Raw genomic sequence first — 16,563 nt, forward strand, 5'->3', positions numbered from 1 at the left:
TATGCTGGCAGCGTATGGCTACCGTGAAAGAAAACGACATGATGGCTTTATTGCGCAGAACGGTTGTGGGCTTATGGATCGTGTTCGCTGGAATCGGCGTGACATGGGCAGAAGATATCGCTGCCACAGTGGAACCACCTGTTGTGAAGGCGCAAGAGCCGGAGGCATTTCTGGTGGTGCTCAATATCAGCGGCCCCACTTTGCTGGCCAGCAACCAGGACATCACAGACAACGGAAAGGAACTGGTCAGCCTGCCGCGCAACACATACAAGCGTTTGAGCATCGCGCCTGGCCCGCATGAATTCCGATTCAAACCTTTTCCGTCCGGCAAGCGTGTCGCCCATCTGGAAGCGCAGGCGAGCAACACGTATTACCTGGTGGTGGGCTACAGCCCTGGCAAGTCGTGGGCCTTTCCGCTGGGGGGCGACCCCATGACCATCAAGGTCGTAAGCGAAGAAGATGCGACGCCATTGATGAAGGAAATGATTGCTCAATGATTCGCTCTTGAGGCCAGCATGACCAACGTGCGCTCCAACCCACGCGGCCGCCTGCGCGTGAACGGGGAACAGCGGGAGCGGGGTTGATCACCCCTCCGGGTCTGGCAGATTTTCACGCACGCTGCCCCGATATCTGGAACGCCCAAGCATCCCCTGGACATCGAACCGGGCTGCTCAATTGCTCCAGAACGGGCCCCTGCTGCAGTGCGTCACATGCGCCAGCGCCATGTTCTGCATTCGCCTTATGCTTGCGGCCATGAATGCCCCAGCGCCCCTCCCCATCCCGGACCCCGACAAGCCCGCAGCCGACATCACGGCGCCTCCCGGTGCGCGCCCCACCCAGGCCCACAACCCCTTGCATGGCGTGACGCTGGAAGCCATGGTGGTGGCACTGGCCGACTATTTTGGCTGGCAGGGGCTGGGCGAGCGCATCCCGGTGCGCTGCTTCCAAAGCGACCCCAGCGTGTCATCGAGCCTGAAATTCCTGCGCAAGACGCCCTGGGCGCGCGCCAAGGTCGAGAGTCTTTATCTCTTCATGCTGCGCGAGCAGCGGCGCAACGCGCAAGACACCTCCTGAAGCTCCCGGCGCAAACACTGGCGCCTGGGGAGTGGCGGAACCGGATGCCTCAATCGGCTGCCGCCACCAGAAAGTCGCGGCTGATCCCCCCGCCCAGGTCATTCACCCGGTCCAGAAACTGCGTGAGATAGGCGTGCAGGCCGGTGGCCAGGATTTCGTCGATGCGCCCGTATTGCAGGTCTGCCAGCAGCCGCCCGGCACAGCGCTGCGTCTCGGCGGATTGCCCATTGGTCACCATGGCCAGGTTGTCCACCACCTCGCGCAGGCTGGCATGCAGCGAGCGCGGCATGTCGCGGCGCAGGATCAGCAGGTCGGCCACCCGCCCCGGCGTGATCACGTCGCGGTAGACCTTGCGGTACACCTCGAAGGCGGACACGCTGCGCAGGATGGCGCTCCAGTGGTAGAAGTCCTTTTCCTGGTTGCGCTCGCTGGCGCGGCCGAAAAAATCGCTCTCGACCGCATGGAACTTCACGTCCAGCAGCCGCGCCGTGTTGTCGGCCCGCTCCAGGAAGGTACCCAGGCGCAGGAAATGAAAGGCCTCGTCCTGCAGCATGGTGCCCAGCGTGACCCCGCGCGAGAGGTGCGAGCGGTACTTGACCCACTCGAAGAACTGCGCAGGATCGCGCTCGAAGGCGCCGCCTTCGAGCTGCCGGGCCAGTTCCAGCCAGGTCTGGTTCTGCGTTTCCCAGACTTCCGTGGTGAGTGCCCCGCGCACCGCCCGCGCGTTCTCGCGCGCTGCCCGCAGGCACGACAGGATGGAGGACGGGTTGTTGCCATCGCGCACCATGAATTCGAGCACCTTGGCGGGGGCGACCTCCCCATGCTTTGCGGTGTAGGCCGGAATCAGCTCGCTGATCGACAGCAAGCCCAGCCAGCCCTCCTGGGCGACAGCGGCGGACTGCGGCAGCAGCGATGTCTCGTAGCTCACATTGAGCATGCGGGCGGTGTTCTCTGCCCGCTCGGTATAGCGAGACATCCAGAACAAGTGGTCGGCAGTGCGGCTCAGCATGTTTCCTCCCCTTCCTGTCCCAGTACCCAGGTGTCCTTGGTGCCGCCGCCTTGCGACGAGTTGACGACCAGCGAGCCCTCCTGCAGCGCCACGCGCGTGAGGCCGCCGGCCACCATCTGCACCTCGCGCCCGCTGAGGACGAAGGGGCGCAGATCGATGTGGCGCGGAGCGATGCCGCTGTCCACATAGGTCGGGCAGGTGGACAGGCTGAGCGTGGGCTGGGCGATGTAGCCCGCCGGATTGGCCAGCAAGGCGCGGCGAAAGTCCGTGATTTCTGCCTGCGTGGCGGCTGGGCCGATGAGCATGCCGTAGCCCCCGGCGCCATGCACTTCCTTCACCACCAGCTCGGGCAGGTGCGCCAGCACATGCCGCAGATCGTCGGGCTTGCGGCACATCCAGGTGGGCACGTTTTGCAGGATCGGCTCTTCCCCCAGGTAAAAGCGGATCATTTCGGGCACATAGGGGTAGACCGATTTGTCATCGGCCACGCCCGTCCCCACGGCATTGCAGATGCCCACGTTGCCCGCGCGGTAGGCGTCCATGAGGCCGGCGCAGCCCAGCGTGGAGTTGCGGCGAAACACCTGCGGATCGAGGAAATCGTCGTCCACGCGCCGGTAGATCACATCCACACGCCGCAGGCCGCGCGTGGTGCGCATGTACACAAACCGGTCCTTGACCACCAGGTCCTGCCCCTCCAGCAGTTCCACCCCCATCTGCTGCGCCAGAAAGGCATGTTCGAAATAGGCGCTGTTGTGCATGCCGGGCGTGAGCACCACCACCGTGGGCGCGGCCACCGTGGGCGGGGCGCTGGCCCGCAGGGTTTCGAGCAGCAGGTCGGGGTAATGCGCCACCGGGGCCACCGCATGCGCGCTGAACAGCTCGGGAAAAAGCCGCATCATCATCTTGCGGTTTTCCAGCATGTAGGAGACACCCGAGGGCACACGCAGGTTGTCTTCGAGCACGTAGTACACGCCATCGCCCTGGGCGTCGGCGGCCCGCACGATGTCGATGCCGGCAATGTGCGCATAAATGTTGCGAGGCACCTGCACACCCACCATCTCGGGGCGGTATTGGGCGTTGTTCAGCACCAGGTCGCTCGGAACAATGCCGGCACGCAGGATGTCCTGGCCGTGGTACACGTCATGGATGAAGCGGTTGAGCGCCGTGACCCGCTGCACCAGGCCGCGCTGCACCTGCGTCCATTCATGCTCCGGAATGATGCGGGGAATCAGGTCGAACGGAATGAGCCGCTCGCTGCCCGCGCCACTCTCGTCCTTGGCGCCGTAGACCGCAAACGTGATGCCCACGCGCCGGAAGATCATTTCGGCCTCGGCGCGCCGGGCCTGCATGGCGTCTGCCGGCTGGCGCGCGAGCCATTGGCCATAGCGCTTGTAGTGCTCGCGCACATCGCTGCCGTCAAAGGGCAGCATGGCGTACATCTCGTCGAATTTCTGCATCGGCGGGCCTCCTGGAAACCAGGATAGCAAGTTGCGCACCCACCACCTCTGTTCCATGACAAACCATGCAACCAGACCGCCCGCGCAGGCGTCGGCGCCTGACGCCGGTCAGGGTGCGAGGGTGTGCTGCCAGTAGCGCCGCCCGGCGTCCCGCTCGCAGCGCACCTGCCGGGGCTGCAGCGACTGCCAGGTGGCCGCACCGCAGCGCGCGGACTCCACCACCCGGATCTGCCGCTCCTGGTAGCGCCCCAGCACCTCGGGAGCCGGGTGGCCAAAGCGGTTGCGGTAACCGGCCTGCACCAGGGCGGTGCGCGGCTGGACAGCGTCCAGAAACGGCGCGCTCGACGACGTCTTGCTGCCATGGTGCGGCACCAGCAGCAGATCGGCGGCCAGCGGTGCGGCGCCCGCCACCAGGGCCTGCTCCTGGGCCTGCTCGATATCCCCGGCCAGCAAGGCCACGGCGGGCTGCGGCCCCTGCGTTGCGATGCGCAACACGCAACTGGCAGCATTGGTGCGTGCGGCGCCCGTGGCGCGGGCGCCGTCGCCCACCGCCGGGTGCAGCACCTCGAAGGCCACGCCGTCCCAATCCCAGCGCTGACCCGCCACACAGGGCGTGACCGGGCGCAACGCCTGCAAGCCATGCTCGGCCTCGATCGATCCCGTCACGGCGGCCTGGGGTTGCTGGGCCAGCACGGCCGCCGCGCCGCCCGTGTGGTCGGAATCGCGGTGGCTCAGCATGAGCAGGTCCACCCGCTCGCCTAAAGCGCGCAGCAGCGGCACCAGCACCCTGTGGCCCGCGTCGCTTTCACGGCTGAAGCGGGGGCCGGCGTCGTACAGCAGCGCATGGGTGGCGGTGCGCACCAGCACGGCATTGCCCTGGCCGATATCGGTCGCGAGCACCTCAAACTCGCCCGGCGCAGGCCGCGCCGGTTGCCACCACAACGCGGGCACCAGCAGCGGCAGCGCCAGCGCGCGCACCGCCCAGGGCAGGCGCATGGCCAGCACGGCGCCGCCCATCACGGCCGCCACGCCCGCCCACAGCGGCGCCATCGGCACAAACGCTACCGCAAAAGGCCAGGCCGCCAGCCATTGCAGGAAAACAGCCAGGGGCTGAACCGCCCACGCGGCCAGGCTCCACAGCGGCGCCCACAAGACGCCCGCGAGCGCCAACGGAGTCACCACCAGCGTGACCCACGGAATGGCCAGCAAGTTGGCCGCAAACCCCACCAGCGACACCTGGCCAAACAGCAGCAGTGTGAGCGGCGTCAGTGCCAGCGTGACGACCCACTGCTCTCTCAAAAGTGCATAGAAATGGGCTCTAGCGCCCGTACCATCATCGCCACCGGCTATCGGATCCGTCGCAAAAAGCACCGCCACAGCGACAAAACTCAGCCAGAATCCCGCCTGCCACAGCGCCCAAGGGTCCGCCACAACCACCACAGCGCAGGCCAGCAGCCACACCTGCGGCCAAGGCCAGCGGCGCCCGCTCAGGCGCAGCGCGGCAATGGTGGCCAGCATCAGCACGGTGCGCTGCGCGGGCACGCCCCAGCCACTGAAGAGCGCATAGCCAGCGGCCAGCAGGACACCCGCCAGCAGCGCCGCAGAGGGCGCCGGCAGCGCCAGGCACCAGCGCGGCACACGGCACCACAGCCACCGCACCACCAGTGCCGCCAGCCAGGCAAACAGGGTGATGTGCAGGCCCGAAATACTCATCAGGTGCGCCACGCCGGTGGCGCGGAACACATCCCAATCGGCACGGTCAATCGCGCGCTGGTCGCCCGTGACCAACGCTGCCACCACTCCCGCAACACGCCCTGGGCCCTCGTCGCCAGCAGCGGCATGGCCGGCGAGGCGGGTCACGATGGCGTCCCGCACGGCCTGGCGCGCGCGCTCGACAGGGTGCCGCCAGGTGCTGCCCAGCCGCACCGGCGGCACATCCTTCGCGCCGGTGCGCACATAGCCCGTGGCCTGCACGCCCTGCTCCCACATCCAGAGTTCGAAGTCGAACCCATGGGGGTTGCGCGCACCGTGGGGGGCTTTCAGACGCACCGTCATTTCCCAGCGCTCGCCGGCCCGCAGTGGTGGCGGCTGCCGCCCTGCATCGGCAGGCTGCGCCCACCCCTGCGCCGGCTCGCCGTACCACGACACATCCACCAACGGCGGCAGCTTCACCACCGTGCCTTGCCACAAGGCAGACTCAATCTCCAGGCGCAGGCGCACACCCGCTTCATTCACCTGCGGCATGGTGGCGACCACGCCGGTCACGCGCAGGTCGCGCCCCTCCAGCCCCGGTGCCAGCGCATGGGACGCATAGGCACCGGCACGCAGCCCACACAGCGCAAACAAGGCCAGTGCCCCCGCACAGGCCGCAAAGCCCAAGGCCCACCACCGGGCCACGCGCCGCCCGGCAGCCAGGCGATACGCCACCCGCAATACCCTGTGCGAGCCACTGAGGAGCCACGCCACAACCGCCAGGGCCAGCATCACCCCATAGGCCCGCCCATTCCAGAGCAGGGGCTGCTGCAACTGCAGCGCCGCACCCACCAGCATCCCCAGCAAGCACGCCGGCAAGCGCCAAGCGCTCCGCGCGAAACTCTCCTCTGGCGGATGGGGCGCAGCAGGATGGATGGCGCAGGGCGCAATGGGTGGCATGGGCACATGCTAAACCCACCTTCCATCGCAGAAATGGGCGGTTTTCGCGCAGGCTTGTGCAACACTGGCGCCCTCTGCACCGAAATCCAGGCGCCGCACTCTATTGCACGCCTGACCGGACTTTCCCTTCACCCCTCCGAGGAAAACCATGAGCGTTTACGACAAGCTGAAAGAACTCCAGATCACCCTGCCCCCCGTGTCGGTGCCTGCGGCCGCCTATGTGCCTTATGTGCAGACCGGCAACCTGGTGTTCCTGAGCGGCCATATCGCACGCAAGGACGGCAAGCCCTGGGCCGCCCAGTTTGGCCGCGACATCACCACCGAAGAAGGCAAGGCCGCCGCCCGGGCCGTGGCGATCGACCTGATGGGCACGCTGCACGCAGCCTGCGGGGGGGACCTCAACCGCGTCCAGCGCATCGTGAAGGTGATGAGCCTGGTCAACTCCACCGGCGACTTCACCGAACAGCACCTGGTGACCAATGGCGCCAGTGAGCTGCTGGGCCAGGTCTTTGGTGAAAAAGGGGTGCACGCCCGCAGCGCCTTTGGCGTGGCGCAGATTCCCATGGGAGCGTGTGTGGAAATCGAATTGATCGCCGAACTGGCCTGAAAGACGGAGCGTACTGTGATCAGTCCGCGCCAAAAGGCACTCATACGGTCTCGCATTCAAGCGGATAACTAGGCGGGAAGCCACAGACAGTGCTCTAGCACGGCAAGGCGAACCAACTATCGTTTACGTTTGAAGGCAAAACCGTATCAGCCGCCAGGAGCCGCCGCCAGGCTGCTCGCCTGATGGGCGCTGCTGGCACTTTGCTGGACGGTGCTGGTGAACGGCTCCATGGCGACCGCCGCTGCCTGCAGGGTGCCGGAACCCGCGCTTTTGTTTTTCTGCAACCCCCGAGCGCTCCCGTTGGGCGTACCATTCCGGCGAAAAAGCCGGCGCACAGCCACTATTCGACGCGCGTCACGGATGCGGGCTTGAAGCCTAAATCTGCGACCTTGCCCTTGCGCCCCCGTGCGGCGCGGGCATTGTTGAGCGAGCGGATTTCCAGCGTTTCTTCCCGCGCCTTGCCGCCCCGCCCCACACCCTCGATGCGGATGCTGCGCGTGTAAGCGGCAGCCCCCGCCAGCTGGTCTTTGGGCTCCAGGTCGATCAGCACCAGGCCGCGGCCACCGTTGGCCATGGTCTTGAGTTCGCTGATCTCGAACGTCAGGATACGCCCCCCCGCCGAGGCGCAGGCCACATGCGTGGCGGCGGGCAGCGGCTGTCCCCCGGTGCTGCCCGCCGCATGGGAAGGAGGGCACACGCTCTCGCCATCACCCAGGGTCATGAAGGACTTGCCACCCTTCTGGCGCGACACCAGGTTTTCCACACTGGCCAGAAAGCCATAGCCACCCGAATTCGACAACAGCAAGGTGGCGCTGGCCGGGCCGGCGAAGTAATGCAGCAGCTGCGTACCCGATTCCAGCTCGATCAGGGTGGTCACAGGCTGCCCGTCACCTCGCCCGCCGGGCAGTTGCGCCACCGGCACCGAATAGACGCGGCCATTGCTGCCAAACACGATGAGCGGGTCCACGGTGCGGCATTCGAACGTGGCGTAGAGCCCGTCACCCGCCTTGAAGGCAAAGCTGGCCGCCTCGTGGCCATGGCCGTTGCGGGCACGCACCCAGCCCTTTTGCGAGACGACCACCGTCACCGGCTCGTCCACCACCTTGACTTCGGCCACGGCCTTCTTCTCGGCCTGGATGAGTGTGCGGCGCGCATCGGCAAAGGTCTTGGCATCCTGCTCGATCTCCTTGGCCATGGTGCGGCGCAGCGAGCCGGGGTTGTTCAGAATGTCTTCGAGCTTGCCCTGGCTTTCGCGCAGTTCTTTCAGCTCCTGCTCGATCTTGATGGCTTCGAGGCGCGCCAGCTGGCGCAGGCGGATTTCGAGAATGTCCTCGGCCTGCCGGTCGCTCAGGCTGAAGCGCGCGATCAGCGCGGCCTTGGGTTCCTCGGCCGCGCGGATGATGGCGATCACCTCGTCGATGTTGAGCAGCACGGTCTGCCGCCCTTCGAGGATGTGGATGCGGTCCAGCACCTTGGCCAGCCGGTGCTGGCTGCGGCGGGTGATGGTGGTCTGGCGGAACGCAATCCACTCCTCCAGCATCACGCGCAGCGACTTCTGCACCGGCTTGCCATCGAGCCCCACCATGGTGAGGTTGATGGGGGCCGAGGTCTCCAGGCTGGTGTGGGCCAGCAATGCGGTGATCAGCTCCTGCTGCGGCGTCTTGCCCGTCTTGGGCTCGAACACCAGGCGCACGGGGGCATCCTTGCTGGATTCGTCGCGCACCACGTCCAGCACGGCCAGCATGCTGGCCTTGAGCTGCGTCTGGTCCTGGCTCAGTGCCTTCTTGCCCGCCTTGACCTTGGGGTTGGTGATTTCCTCGATCTCTTCGAGCACGCGCTGCGTGCTCACGCCGGGCGGCAGCTCATTGACTACCAACTGCCATTGGCCACGGGCCAGTTCTTCGATCTTCCAGCGCGCCCGCACCTTGAGGCTGCCGCGGCCCGTGCGGTAGGCGTCGGCAATGTCGCCCGCGCTGCTGATGATCTGGCCGCCGCCCGGGTAGTCGGGCCCGGGCACCAGGGCCAGCAGCTCTTCCTGGCTGAGCGAAGGCGTCTTGATGAGCGCGATGCAGGCGTCGGCAATCTCGCGCAGGTTGTGGCTCGGGATCTCGGTGGCCAGGCCCACGGCGATGCCGCTGGCGCCATTGAGCAGCGCGAACGGCAGACGCGCGGGCAGCTGGCGGGGTTCTTCCGTGCTGCCGTCGTAGTTGGGCATGAAATCCACGGTGCCTTCGTCGATCTCGTCAAGCAGCAGGCTGGTGATGCGCGACAGGCGCGCCTCGGTGTAGCGCATGGCGGCGGCGCCATCCCCGTCGCGGCTGCCGAAGTTGCCCTGGCCGTCGATCAGCGGGTAGCGCTGGGCAAAGTCCTGCGCCATGCGCACCAGTGCGTCGTAGGCCGACTGGTCGCCATGGGGGTGAAAGCGCCCCAGCACATCGCCCACCACGCGGGCACTCTTGACGGGCTTGGCCGCCGTGCTGCGCGTGGGGCCGCTGTAGCCCAGGCCCATGCGGTCCATCGAGTACAGGATGCGCCGCTGCACGGGCTTGAGGCCGTCGCACACATCGGGCAGCGCGCGGCCCTTGACGACGGACAACGCATATTCCAGATAGGCGCGCTGGGCATAGCCCGCCAGATCCAGGGAGTCACCCCCGTCGCCAGCGGTGGTGAAATCGAGAGTGGGTTGATCGCTCATTCGTTCGGGTTCGGTTCAATCACGTTCTGGTGCGAAGTCACGCGTGTCTGGAAGCTTGTCCCGGCCCACGGCGCCGCTCGGGAGCTCCATGCGCACGCGGCCCGGAGCAGCGCGCTGGGCCAGCACGGTCGTTGGCGGCTTGAGCTGGGCATACAGGCCAAGCACGGTGCGCACATAGTTCTGGGTTTCCTTGAAGGCCGGAATCTGGTTGCCCGCCTTTTTCACCGCGCCCTCGCCCGCGTTGTAGGCGGCCAGGGCCAGGTCCATGCGGCCGGGAAACAGATCGAGCAGGTAGCGCAGATAACGGGTGCCGGCAGACACATTCACGGCCGGGTCGACGAGTTTCTGCGCCACGGTCCGGCGGGCGTCCGCCGCCACGCCGAAGCGTCCCGCCGTGGCCGGCATCACCTGCATCAGGCCAATGGCGCCCTTGGGCAAGACGGCGCCGGCGTCAAACCCCGATTCGGTGGCAATCAGGGCCTGCAGCAATTCATAGTCCACCCCCTGGTGGCTGGCCGATGCGCGCAGGTGGTGCCTCACGCGCTGGTAGTCGGGCGAGATGTCAAAAAACGCCAGCAAACGCGCACTGGCCGCCGGCAGCGCCCCCGGCACAGGCCGCACCGCACCCTGCGGCCCATCGCTCGATGAATCGAATTGCGTGCCGCGAAAGAACAGCTGGTAACGCGCATCCGTCTGCTCTGCGGCGAAGTGGGTCACGCCGCGTTCGTCCACAAAGGCCCACAGGTCTGCATGCGCCGGTTGTTGCGCTATCCATAGCAGCAGCACAGCCAGAAAGCGCAAAAGGCCTGAAGAACGATGCATCATGGACATGGCAAGTACCGGCAATGCGTGGTCAGATATCCACTTCCACTGCATCGCCATGCAGCTCCATCAGCTCGCGCCGCGAAGCGGCCTCGCCCTTGCCCATGAGCTTGGTGATGAGCCCTTCCGTGGCAGAGAAATCCGTGCCCCCCAGCTGCACGGGCAGCAGGCGGCGCGTGTCGGGGTTGAGCGTGGTTTCCCACAGCTGCTCGGCATTCATCTCGCCCAGGCCCTTGAAGCGGCTGATCTGGCATTTTTCGCGCGGCACGCCGTCTTTCGCGCATTTGTCGAGAATGGCGGTGAGCTCGCCTTCATCGAGCGCATACATCTTGGCCGCGGGCTTCTTGCCGCGCGCGGGAACATCCACGCGAAACAGCGGCGGGCGCGCCACATAGATATGGCCGGCCTCGATGAGCTTGGGGAAATGCCGGAAAAACAGCGTGAGCAGCAGCACCTGGATGTGCGAGCCATCCACGTCCGCATCACTGAGGATGCACACCTTGCCGTAGCGCAGGCCCGACAGGTCGGGTGAATCGTTGGGTCCGTGCGGGTCCACCCCCATGGCCACCGAGATGTCGTGGATCTCGTTGTTGGCAAACAGCCGGTCGCGCTCCACCTCCCAGGTGTTGAGCACCTTGCCGCGCAGCGGCAGCACGGCCTGGTTTTCCTTGTCGCGGCCCATCTTGGCGCTGCCACCGGCCGAGTCACCCTCGACCAGGAACACCTCGTTGTAGGCGATGTCGCGGCTTTCGCAATCGGTGAGTTTGCCGGGTAGCACAGCCACGCCCGAACCCTTGCGCTTTTCCACCTTCTGGCCGGCCTTCTGGCGCGTCTGCGCGGCCTTGATGGCGAGTTCGGCCAGCTTCTTGCCGTATTCGACATGCTGGTTGAGCCAGAGTTCGAGCGCGGGGCGCACAAAGCCGCTCACCAGCCGCACCGCATCGCGCGAGTTCAGGCGCTCCTTGATCTGGCCCTGGAACTGGGGGTCAAGCACCTTGGCACTGAGCACATAGCTGGCGCGTGCAAACACATCTTCGGGCATCAGCTTCACGCCCTTGGGCAAAAGACTGTGCAGCTCGATGAAGCTCTTGACGGCGTTGAACAGGCCATCGCGCAGGCCACTCTCGTGCGTGCCGCCGGCGCTGGTGGGAATCAGGTTGACGTAGCTTTCGCGCACGGGCTGGCCGTCTTCGGTGAAGGCCACGCACCACGAGGCGCCCTCGCCCTCGGCAAAGTTGTCGTTGCCACTATCGGCAAAGCCCTCGCCCTCGAAGAGCGGGATCACCGGGTCACCGTTGAGCGTCTGCTGCAGGTAGTCGCGCAGGCCGCCCTTGTATTGCCAGGTTTGCGTGTCCCGCGTCTTCTCGTTGACGAGCGAGACCGACACGCCCGGCATCAGCACCGCCTTGCTGCGCAGCAGGTGGGTGAGCTCGCCCAACGGCAGGGTGCTCGATTCAAAGTATCTGGCATCGGGCCACACGCGCACCGTGGTGCCCTGCTTGCGCTCGCCGGCCTCCAGGGGACGGGCCACCAGGGGCTCGATCACGTCACCCGCCGAGAACACCAGGCGCGCCACCTGCCCTTCGCGGTGGCTGCAGGCTTCCAGGCGCGTGGCCAGGGCGTTGGTGACGCTCACGCCCACGCCATGCAAGCCGCCCGAGAAGCTGTACGCGCCGCCCTTGCCCTTGTCAAATTTGCCGCCAGCGTGCAGGCGGGTGAAGACCAGCTCGATCACCGGGGCCTTTTCCTCGGGGTGCAGGCCAAACGGAATGCCACGCCCATCGTCCTCGACGCCCACCGAACCATCAGCGTGCAGCGTGACCTTGATCTTCTTGCCATAGCCGGCCAACGCCTCGTCGGCGGCGTTGTCGAGCACCTCCTGGATGATGTGCAGGGGGTTGTCGGTGCGGGTGTACATGCCCGGGCGTTGCTTGACAGGCTCCAGCCCCTTGAGCACACGGATCGAACCCTCGGAATATTCGCTGGCGGACACAGAAGACGGTTTGGCAGACATGGGGCGGATTGTAGTGCCGCAGCCGTGCATGAACTGGATGAATACCCAGTCATGGAATCCCACACCGTCCCAGGTCATGCAGGTGTCAGGCAGATGCGTGCGGTATTCGCTACATTCCCCGCATGCCTACGAATCCTCCCAAACTGTCCATGTTCCAGGTGCTGGCCTGCGGTGCCGCCATCGTGACGTTGTCCATGGGCATCCGCCACGGCTTCGGGCTATGGCTGCAACCCGTCACCCAGGAAATGGGCTGGACGCGGCAGTCGTTTGCGCTGGCCATTGCCATCCAGAATCTGTCCTGGGGCCTGATCGGCATTTTTGTTGGCATGGTGGCCGACCGTTTTGGCGCCTTTCGCGTGCTGGTGGGCGGCGCGGCGCTCTATGGCCTGGGTCTGGCCGGCATGGCGCTGTCTCCCACGCCCACCCTGTTTGCGCTGACTGCGGGTGTGCTAATCGGCGCGGCCCAGGCCGGCACCACCTACGCCGTGATCTACGGGGTGCTGGGCCGCCAGATCGCACCCGAAAGGCGTTCCTGGGCCATGGGCGTGGCGGCGGCGGCCGGCTCGTTCGGGCAGTTTCTGATGGTGCCGGTGGAGGGCTGGCTGATTGCCAGCCTGGGCTGGCAGCAGGCGCTGCTGGCACTGGCGCTGATGGTGCTGCTCATCGTTCCGCTGGCTTTCGGCCTGCGCGAGCCCGGATTTCACGGATCGGCACCCGCTCGACGCGACCAGACCATTGCCCAGGCGCTGGGCGAGGCGTTCCGCTACCCCAGCTTCCTGCTGCTGACGGCGGGGTATTTCGTATGCGGCTTCCAGGTGGTCTTCATTGGCGTGCACATGCCAAGCTACCTGCGCGACCATGGGCTCTCGCCCCAGGTGGCCAGCTATTCACTGGCGCTGATCGGGCTGTTCAATGTGTTCGGCACCTACATTGCGGGCACGCTGGGCCAGCACATGCCCAAGCGCAGGATTTTGGCCTTCATCTACTTTGCGCGGGCTGTGGTCATCACCGTTTTTCTGCTGGTGCCCCTGTCGCCGCTGTCGGTGTATGTGTTTTCCGCCGTGATGGGGGCACTGTGGCTGTCCACCGTGCCCCCCACCAATGCCACCATTGCGCAGATTTTTGGCGTGCAGCACCTGTCCATGCTGGGCGGTTTTGTCTTTTTCAGCCACCAGGTCGGCAGCTTCATGGGCGTGTGGCTGGGCGGGTACCTGTATGACCGCACGGGCAGCTACGATGTGGTGTGGTACATCGCGATCGGGTTGGGAATTTTTGCGGGACTGGTGAATCTTCCCGTCAAGGAAGCTCCCATCCGCCGCGCCGCGCCGCTGCCCGCCTGACCACACCCGTTCCTCCGCACAATCCGTCCATGGCCCTGCACAACCCCACTCCACGCCTTGCATTCCGCACTGCCCGGCTGCTGGGCTGGGTGGTCGCTGTGCTGGCCTTGCTGGCGGTGTTTGCGCTGTACACCGCGCCAGGCTTCATGGTCATGCTGTCAGACCAGCTCTGGGCATGTTTCTGAGAATTTCAAACCTTCTAGGCCACGAGCGCTCATGAATCAATCGCCAGCAGCTCTTATTGCAATAGCAAACATTTCCCATGCACGGCACTGAAGCCCCTTCAGACTGGGTGCGCCGCTGGTCTCCCCTGGCCCCGCCGGGCAGCGCGGTGCTGGACGTGGCCTGCGGCGCGGGCCGCCACCTGCGGTGGATGCACGAACGCGGCCACCCCACGGTGGGCGTGGACCGCTCCGCCGATGCCGTGGCCGCCTGCGCGGCCTGGGGCGAGATCCACTGCGCCGACATCGAAGCGGGTCCCTGGCCCTTTGCCGGCCGACAGTTTGGTGCGGTGATCGTCACCAACTACCTCTGGCGCCCGCTGCTGCCCCTTCTGGTGGACAGCGTGGCCCCCGGCGGCGTGCTGATCTATGAAACCTTCGCCAGCGGCAACGAAACCGTGGGCCGCCCTGCGCGAGCCGACTTTCTGCTGCGCCCCGGAGAGCTGCTGGCCGCCTGCGCGCGCCTGCGCACCATTGCCTACGAAGACGGTTTTGTGGACGCCCCCGCGCGTTTCGTGCAACGCATTGCGGCCGTGCGCGAAATCGAGCACCCAGGCCAGCCCGTCCGATACCGCCTGGACCTTCCGGTCTAGTTAGAATGCCCTTTTACCGTTTACCACTGCGGACATGACCTCTTCTTCCGTGCCCCTTACCGGCAGCATCGTCGCCCTTGTCACCCCCATGCACGAGGACGGTAGCGTGGACTACCCTGCCCTGCGCAAACTGATCGACTGGCACATCGCCGAGGGGACCGACTGCATCGGCGTGGTGGGCACCACGGGTGAATCGCCCACGGTCAACGTCGAAGAACACTGCGAAATCATCCGCGTGTCTGTGGAGCAAGCGGCCAAGCGCGTGCCCATCATGGCCGGCTGCGGCGCCAACTCCACCGCCGAGGCCATCGAGCTGGCCAAGTTTGCCCGCGGTGTGGGGGCCGACAGCCAGCTGCAGGTCGTGCCCTACTACAACAAGCCCACGCAAGAAGGCCAGTTCCAGCATTTCAAGGCGATTGCAGAGGCCACGGGCGACCTGCCCATCGTGCTCTACAACGTGCCCGGCCGCTCGGTGGCCGATATGCAGCACGACACCGTGCTGCGCCTGGCCCAGGTGCCCGGCATCATCGGCATCAAGGAAGCCACGGGCAACATCGAACGCGCCCAGTGGCTGATCCGCGACCTGCCCAAGGGCTTTGCCGTGTATTCGGGCGATGACCCCACCGCTGTCGCCCTGATGCTGTGCGGCGGCCACGGCAACATCAGCGTGACCGCCAACGTGGCGCCCCGCCTGATGCACGAGCTGTGCGTTGCAGCACTGGCCGGCAATGCACGGCGCGCCATGGAAATCCAGTTCCAGCTGATGCCGGTGCACAAAAACCTGTTCATCGAAGCCAACCCCATCCCCGTCAAATGGGCCATGGCCCGCATGGGTCTGTGCGCAGGCACCATGCGCCTGCCCATGACGCCCCTGAGCCAGGGCAACGAATCCACGGTCGAAGCAGCCCTGCGCGCCAGCGGCCTTCTGTAAGCCGCCCGTCCCCCGACACTTGAGACACTCTGAGGATTTCCGCGTGAATCACACCGCACGACTGGGCCTGCTGGGCCTTGCCATGGTCCTGTCCGCCTGCTCCGTCCTGGAAAGCGACAAGATCGACTACAAAAGCGCCACCCAGGGGGCCACGCTGGAAGTGCCGCCCGATCTGACACAACTGTCGCGGGACAACCGCTACGCGGTGCCCGGCACGACCGTCTCTGCGGCAGCATTCCAGGCAGGCCAGAGCGCGAAAACATCGAACACATCCACCGCAGCAGCCACCAAAATTGGCGACGTGCGCATCGAACGCAATGGCAACCAGCGCTGGTTGGTGATCGACCGACCGGCCGACCAACTGTGGGAGCCCGTGCGTGAATACTGGCTGGAGAATGGTTTCAACCTGGTTGTCGATCAGGCCGACTTGGGCATTCTGGAAACCGACTGGGCGGAAAACCGCGCCAAGCTGCCGCAGGACGTGATCCGCGCCACCCTCGGCAAGGTTTTTGATTCGCTGTATTCCACCGGCGAACGTGACAAGTTCCGCACACGCCTGGAGCGCAATGCCGCAGGCGGCACCGAAATCTATGTCACCCACCGCGGCATGGTGGAGGTGTACACCAGCGCGGCCAAGGACAGCACCGTCTGGCAGCCCCGCGCCGCCGATCCCGAACTCGAAACCGAATTCCTGCGCCGCCTCATGGTCAAGCTCGGTGTGAGCCAGGAGCAATCCAAGGCGGTGGCGGCAGCGCCCGCACTGAAGGCGGCCACGGTGCGCATGGCCTCGGTGAACAACGTTCCCGTGGTGCAGATGGACGAGGGCTTTGATCGCGCATGGCGCCGGGTAGGCTTGGCCCTGGATCGCACCGGTTTCACCGTGGAAGACCGCAACCGCAATGACGGTCTGTACTTTGTGCGTTATGTCGCTCCAGGAACCGACAAAAAGGAGCCCGGCTTCTTCAACAAGCTGCTGGGCGGCGGCTCTGCCGCAACACCACCGCTCAAGTACCAGGTGGTGGTGCGCAGCCAGGGCGACGCCACCACGGTTTCCGTGCTGAACGAGGCCGGCGCTCCCGAATCGTCTGCCAACGCCGAGCGCATCCTGCGCGTGCTGGCAGACGACCTGAAATAAGAGCCTGACTGCC

14 protein-coding genes are annotated in these 16,563 nt (G+C 65.8%); 8 read left to right on the forward strand and 6 right to left on the reverse strand.

The annotated features are described in order from the left end of the window. The first annotated feature begins 14 nt into the window (after window positions 1-14). Both BLW02_RS03400 and BLW02_RS03405 read left to right on the forward strand, forming a co-directional pair. The gene (locus BLW02_RS03400) at window positions 15-497 is read left to right on the forward strand and encodes a hypothetical protein (protein ID WP_092697039.1); all 483 of its coding nucleotides are present in this window, start codon (window positions 15-17) and stop codon (window positions 495-497) included. A 256-nt stretch (window positions 498-753) separates the two neighbouring features. Next, complete coding sequence (locus tag BLW02_RS03405; RefSeq protein ID WP_092697212.1) at window positions 754-1,074, forward strand: VF530 family protein; 321 nt, start codon at window positions 754-756, stop codon at window positions 1,072-1,074. Window positions 1,075-1,123: 49 nt separating this feature from the next. Here BLW02_RS03405 and BLW02_RS03410 read toward each other — a convergent pair whose 3' ends face one another. From BLW02_RS03410 to BLW02_RS03420, 3 genes are all read right to left on the reverse strand, one after another. Next, window positions 1,124-2,083, reverse strand: a complete 960-nt coding sequence (locus BLW02_RS03410; protein WP_092697040.1) for an alpha-E domain-containing protein — start codon at window positions 2,081-2,083, stop codon at window positions 1,124-1,126. Continuing rightward, window positions 2,077-3,540, reverse strand: a complete 1,464-nt coding sequence (locus BLW02_RS03415; protein ID WP_092697041.1) for a circularly permuted type 2 ATP-grasp protein — start codon at window positions 3,538-3,540, stop codon at window positions 2,077-2,079. The genes BLW02_RS03410 and BLW02_RS03415 overlap by 7 nt, the downstream gene beginning before the upstream one ends. Window positions 3,541-3,648: 108 nt before the next feature. Further along, complete coding sequence (locus tag BLW02_RS03420; RefSeq protein ID WP_244273614.1) at window positions 3,649-6,090, reverse strand: DNA internalization-related competence protein ComEC/Rec2; 2,442 nt, start codon at window positions 6,088-6,090, stop codon at window positions 3,649-3,651. A gap of 250 nt (window positions 6,091-6,340) precedes the next feature. Between BLW02_RS03420 and BLW02_RS03425 the strand changes: the two genes are divergently transcribed. After that, window positions 6,341-6,799 carry a RidA family protein gene (locus tag BLW02_RS03425; RefSeq protein ID WP_026436342.1) on the forward strand — a complete coding sequence of 153 codons (459 nt, stop codon included), beginning with the start codon at window positions 6,341-6,343 and terminating at the stop codon, window positions 6,797-6,799. 340 nt (window positions 6,800-7,139) lie between these two features. Here the strand turns inward: BLW02_RS03425 and parC are convergent, their stop codons facing one another. The 3 genes from parC to BLW02_RS03440 are packed head-to-tail and all read right to left on the reverse strand — an operon-like array spanning window position 7,140 to window position 12,330. Continuing rightward, on the reverse strand, window positions 7,140-9,494 hold the full coding sequence (parC, locus tag BLW02_RS03430) for a DNA topoisomerase IV subunit A (RefSeq protein WP_092697042.1): 2,355 nt from the start codon (window positions 9,492-9,494) through the stop codon (window positions 7,140-7,142). 15 nt (window positions 9,495-9,509) lie between these two features. After that, window positions 9,510-10,325: a lytic transglycosylase domain-containing protein gene (locus BLW02_RS03435; protein WP_092697043.1), complete on the reverse strand. Its 816-nt coding sequence runs from the start codon at window positions 10,323-10,325 to the stop codon at window positions 9,510-9,512. Window positions 10,326-10,347: 22 nt separating this feature from the next. Next, entirely contained in the window at window positions 10,348-12,330 is a 1,983-nt protein-coding gene (locus BLW02_RS03440; RefSeq protein WP_092697214.1) for a DNA topoisomerase IV subunit B, read from the reverse strand. 122 nt (window positions 12,331-12,452) lie between these two features. Between BLW02_RS03440 and BLW02_RS03445 the strand changes: the two genes are divergently transcribed. The 5 genes from BLW02_RS03445 (at window position 12,453) to bamC (ending at window position 16,550) form a co-directional block, all read left to right on the forward strand. Then, window positions 12,453-13,670 (forward strand): MFS transporter, encoded by a 1,218-nt coding sequence (locus tag BLW02_RS03445; RefSeq protein ID WP_092697044.1) that lies wholly within the window; start codon window positions 12,453-12,455, stop codon window positions 13,668-13,670. A gap of 29 nt (window positions 13,671-13,699) precedes the next feature. Continuing rightward, the gene (locus BLW02_RS19890; RefSeq protein WP_159433762.1) at window positions 13,700-13,855 is read left to right on the forward strand and encodes a hypothetical protein; all 156 of its coding nucleotides are present in this window, start codon (window positions 13,700-13,702) and stop codon (window positions 13,853-13,855) included. 77 nt (window positions 13,856-13,932) lie between these two features. Beyond that, complete coding sequence (locus BLW02_RS03450; RefSeq protein ID WP_092697045.1) at window positions 13,933-14,484, forward strand: class I SAM-dependent methyltransferase; 552 nt, start codon at window positions 13,933-13,935, stop codon at window positions 14,482-14,484. Between the two features lie 34 nt (window positions 14,485-14,518). Beyond that, window positions 14,519-15,415, forward strand: coding sequence for a 4-hydroxy-tetrahydrodipicolinate synthase (dapA, locus tag BLW02_RS03455; RefSeq protein ID WP_092697046.1), 897 nt, complete (start codon window positions 14,519-14,521; stop codon window positions 15,413-15,415). 43 nt (window positions 15,416-15,458) lie between these two features. After that, a complete protein-coding gene (gene bamC / locus BLW02_RS03460) occupies window positions 15,459-16,550 on the forward strand; it encodes an outer membrane protein assembly factor BamC (protein WP_092697047.1) in 1,092 nt (363 codons plus the stop codon). Window positions 16,551-16,563: the final 13 nt, after the last annotated feature.

It is taken from the genome of Acidovorax soli (assembly GCF_900107605.1).
In the GTDB taxonomy this organism is placed as follows: domain Bacteria; phylum Pseudomonadota; class Gammaproteobacteria; order Burkholderiales; family Burkholderiaceae_C; genus Acidovorax; species Acidovorax soli.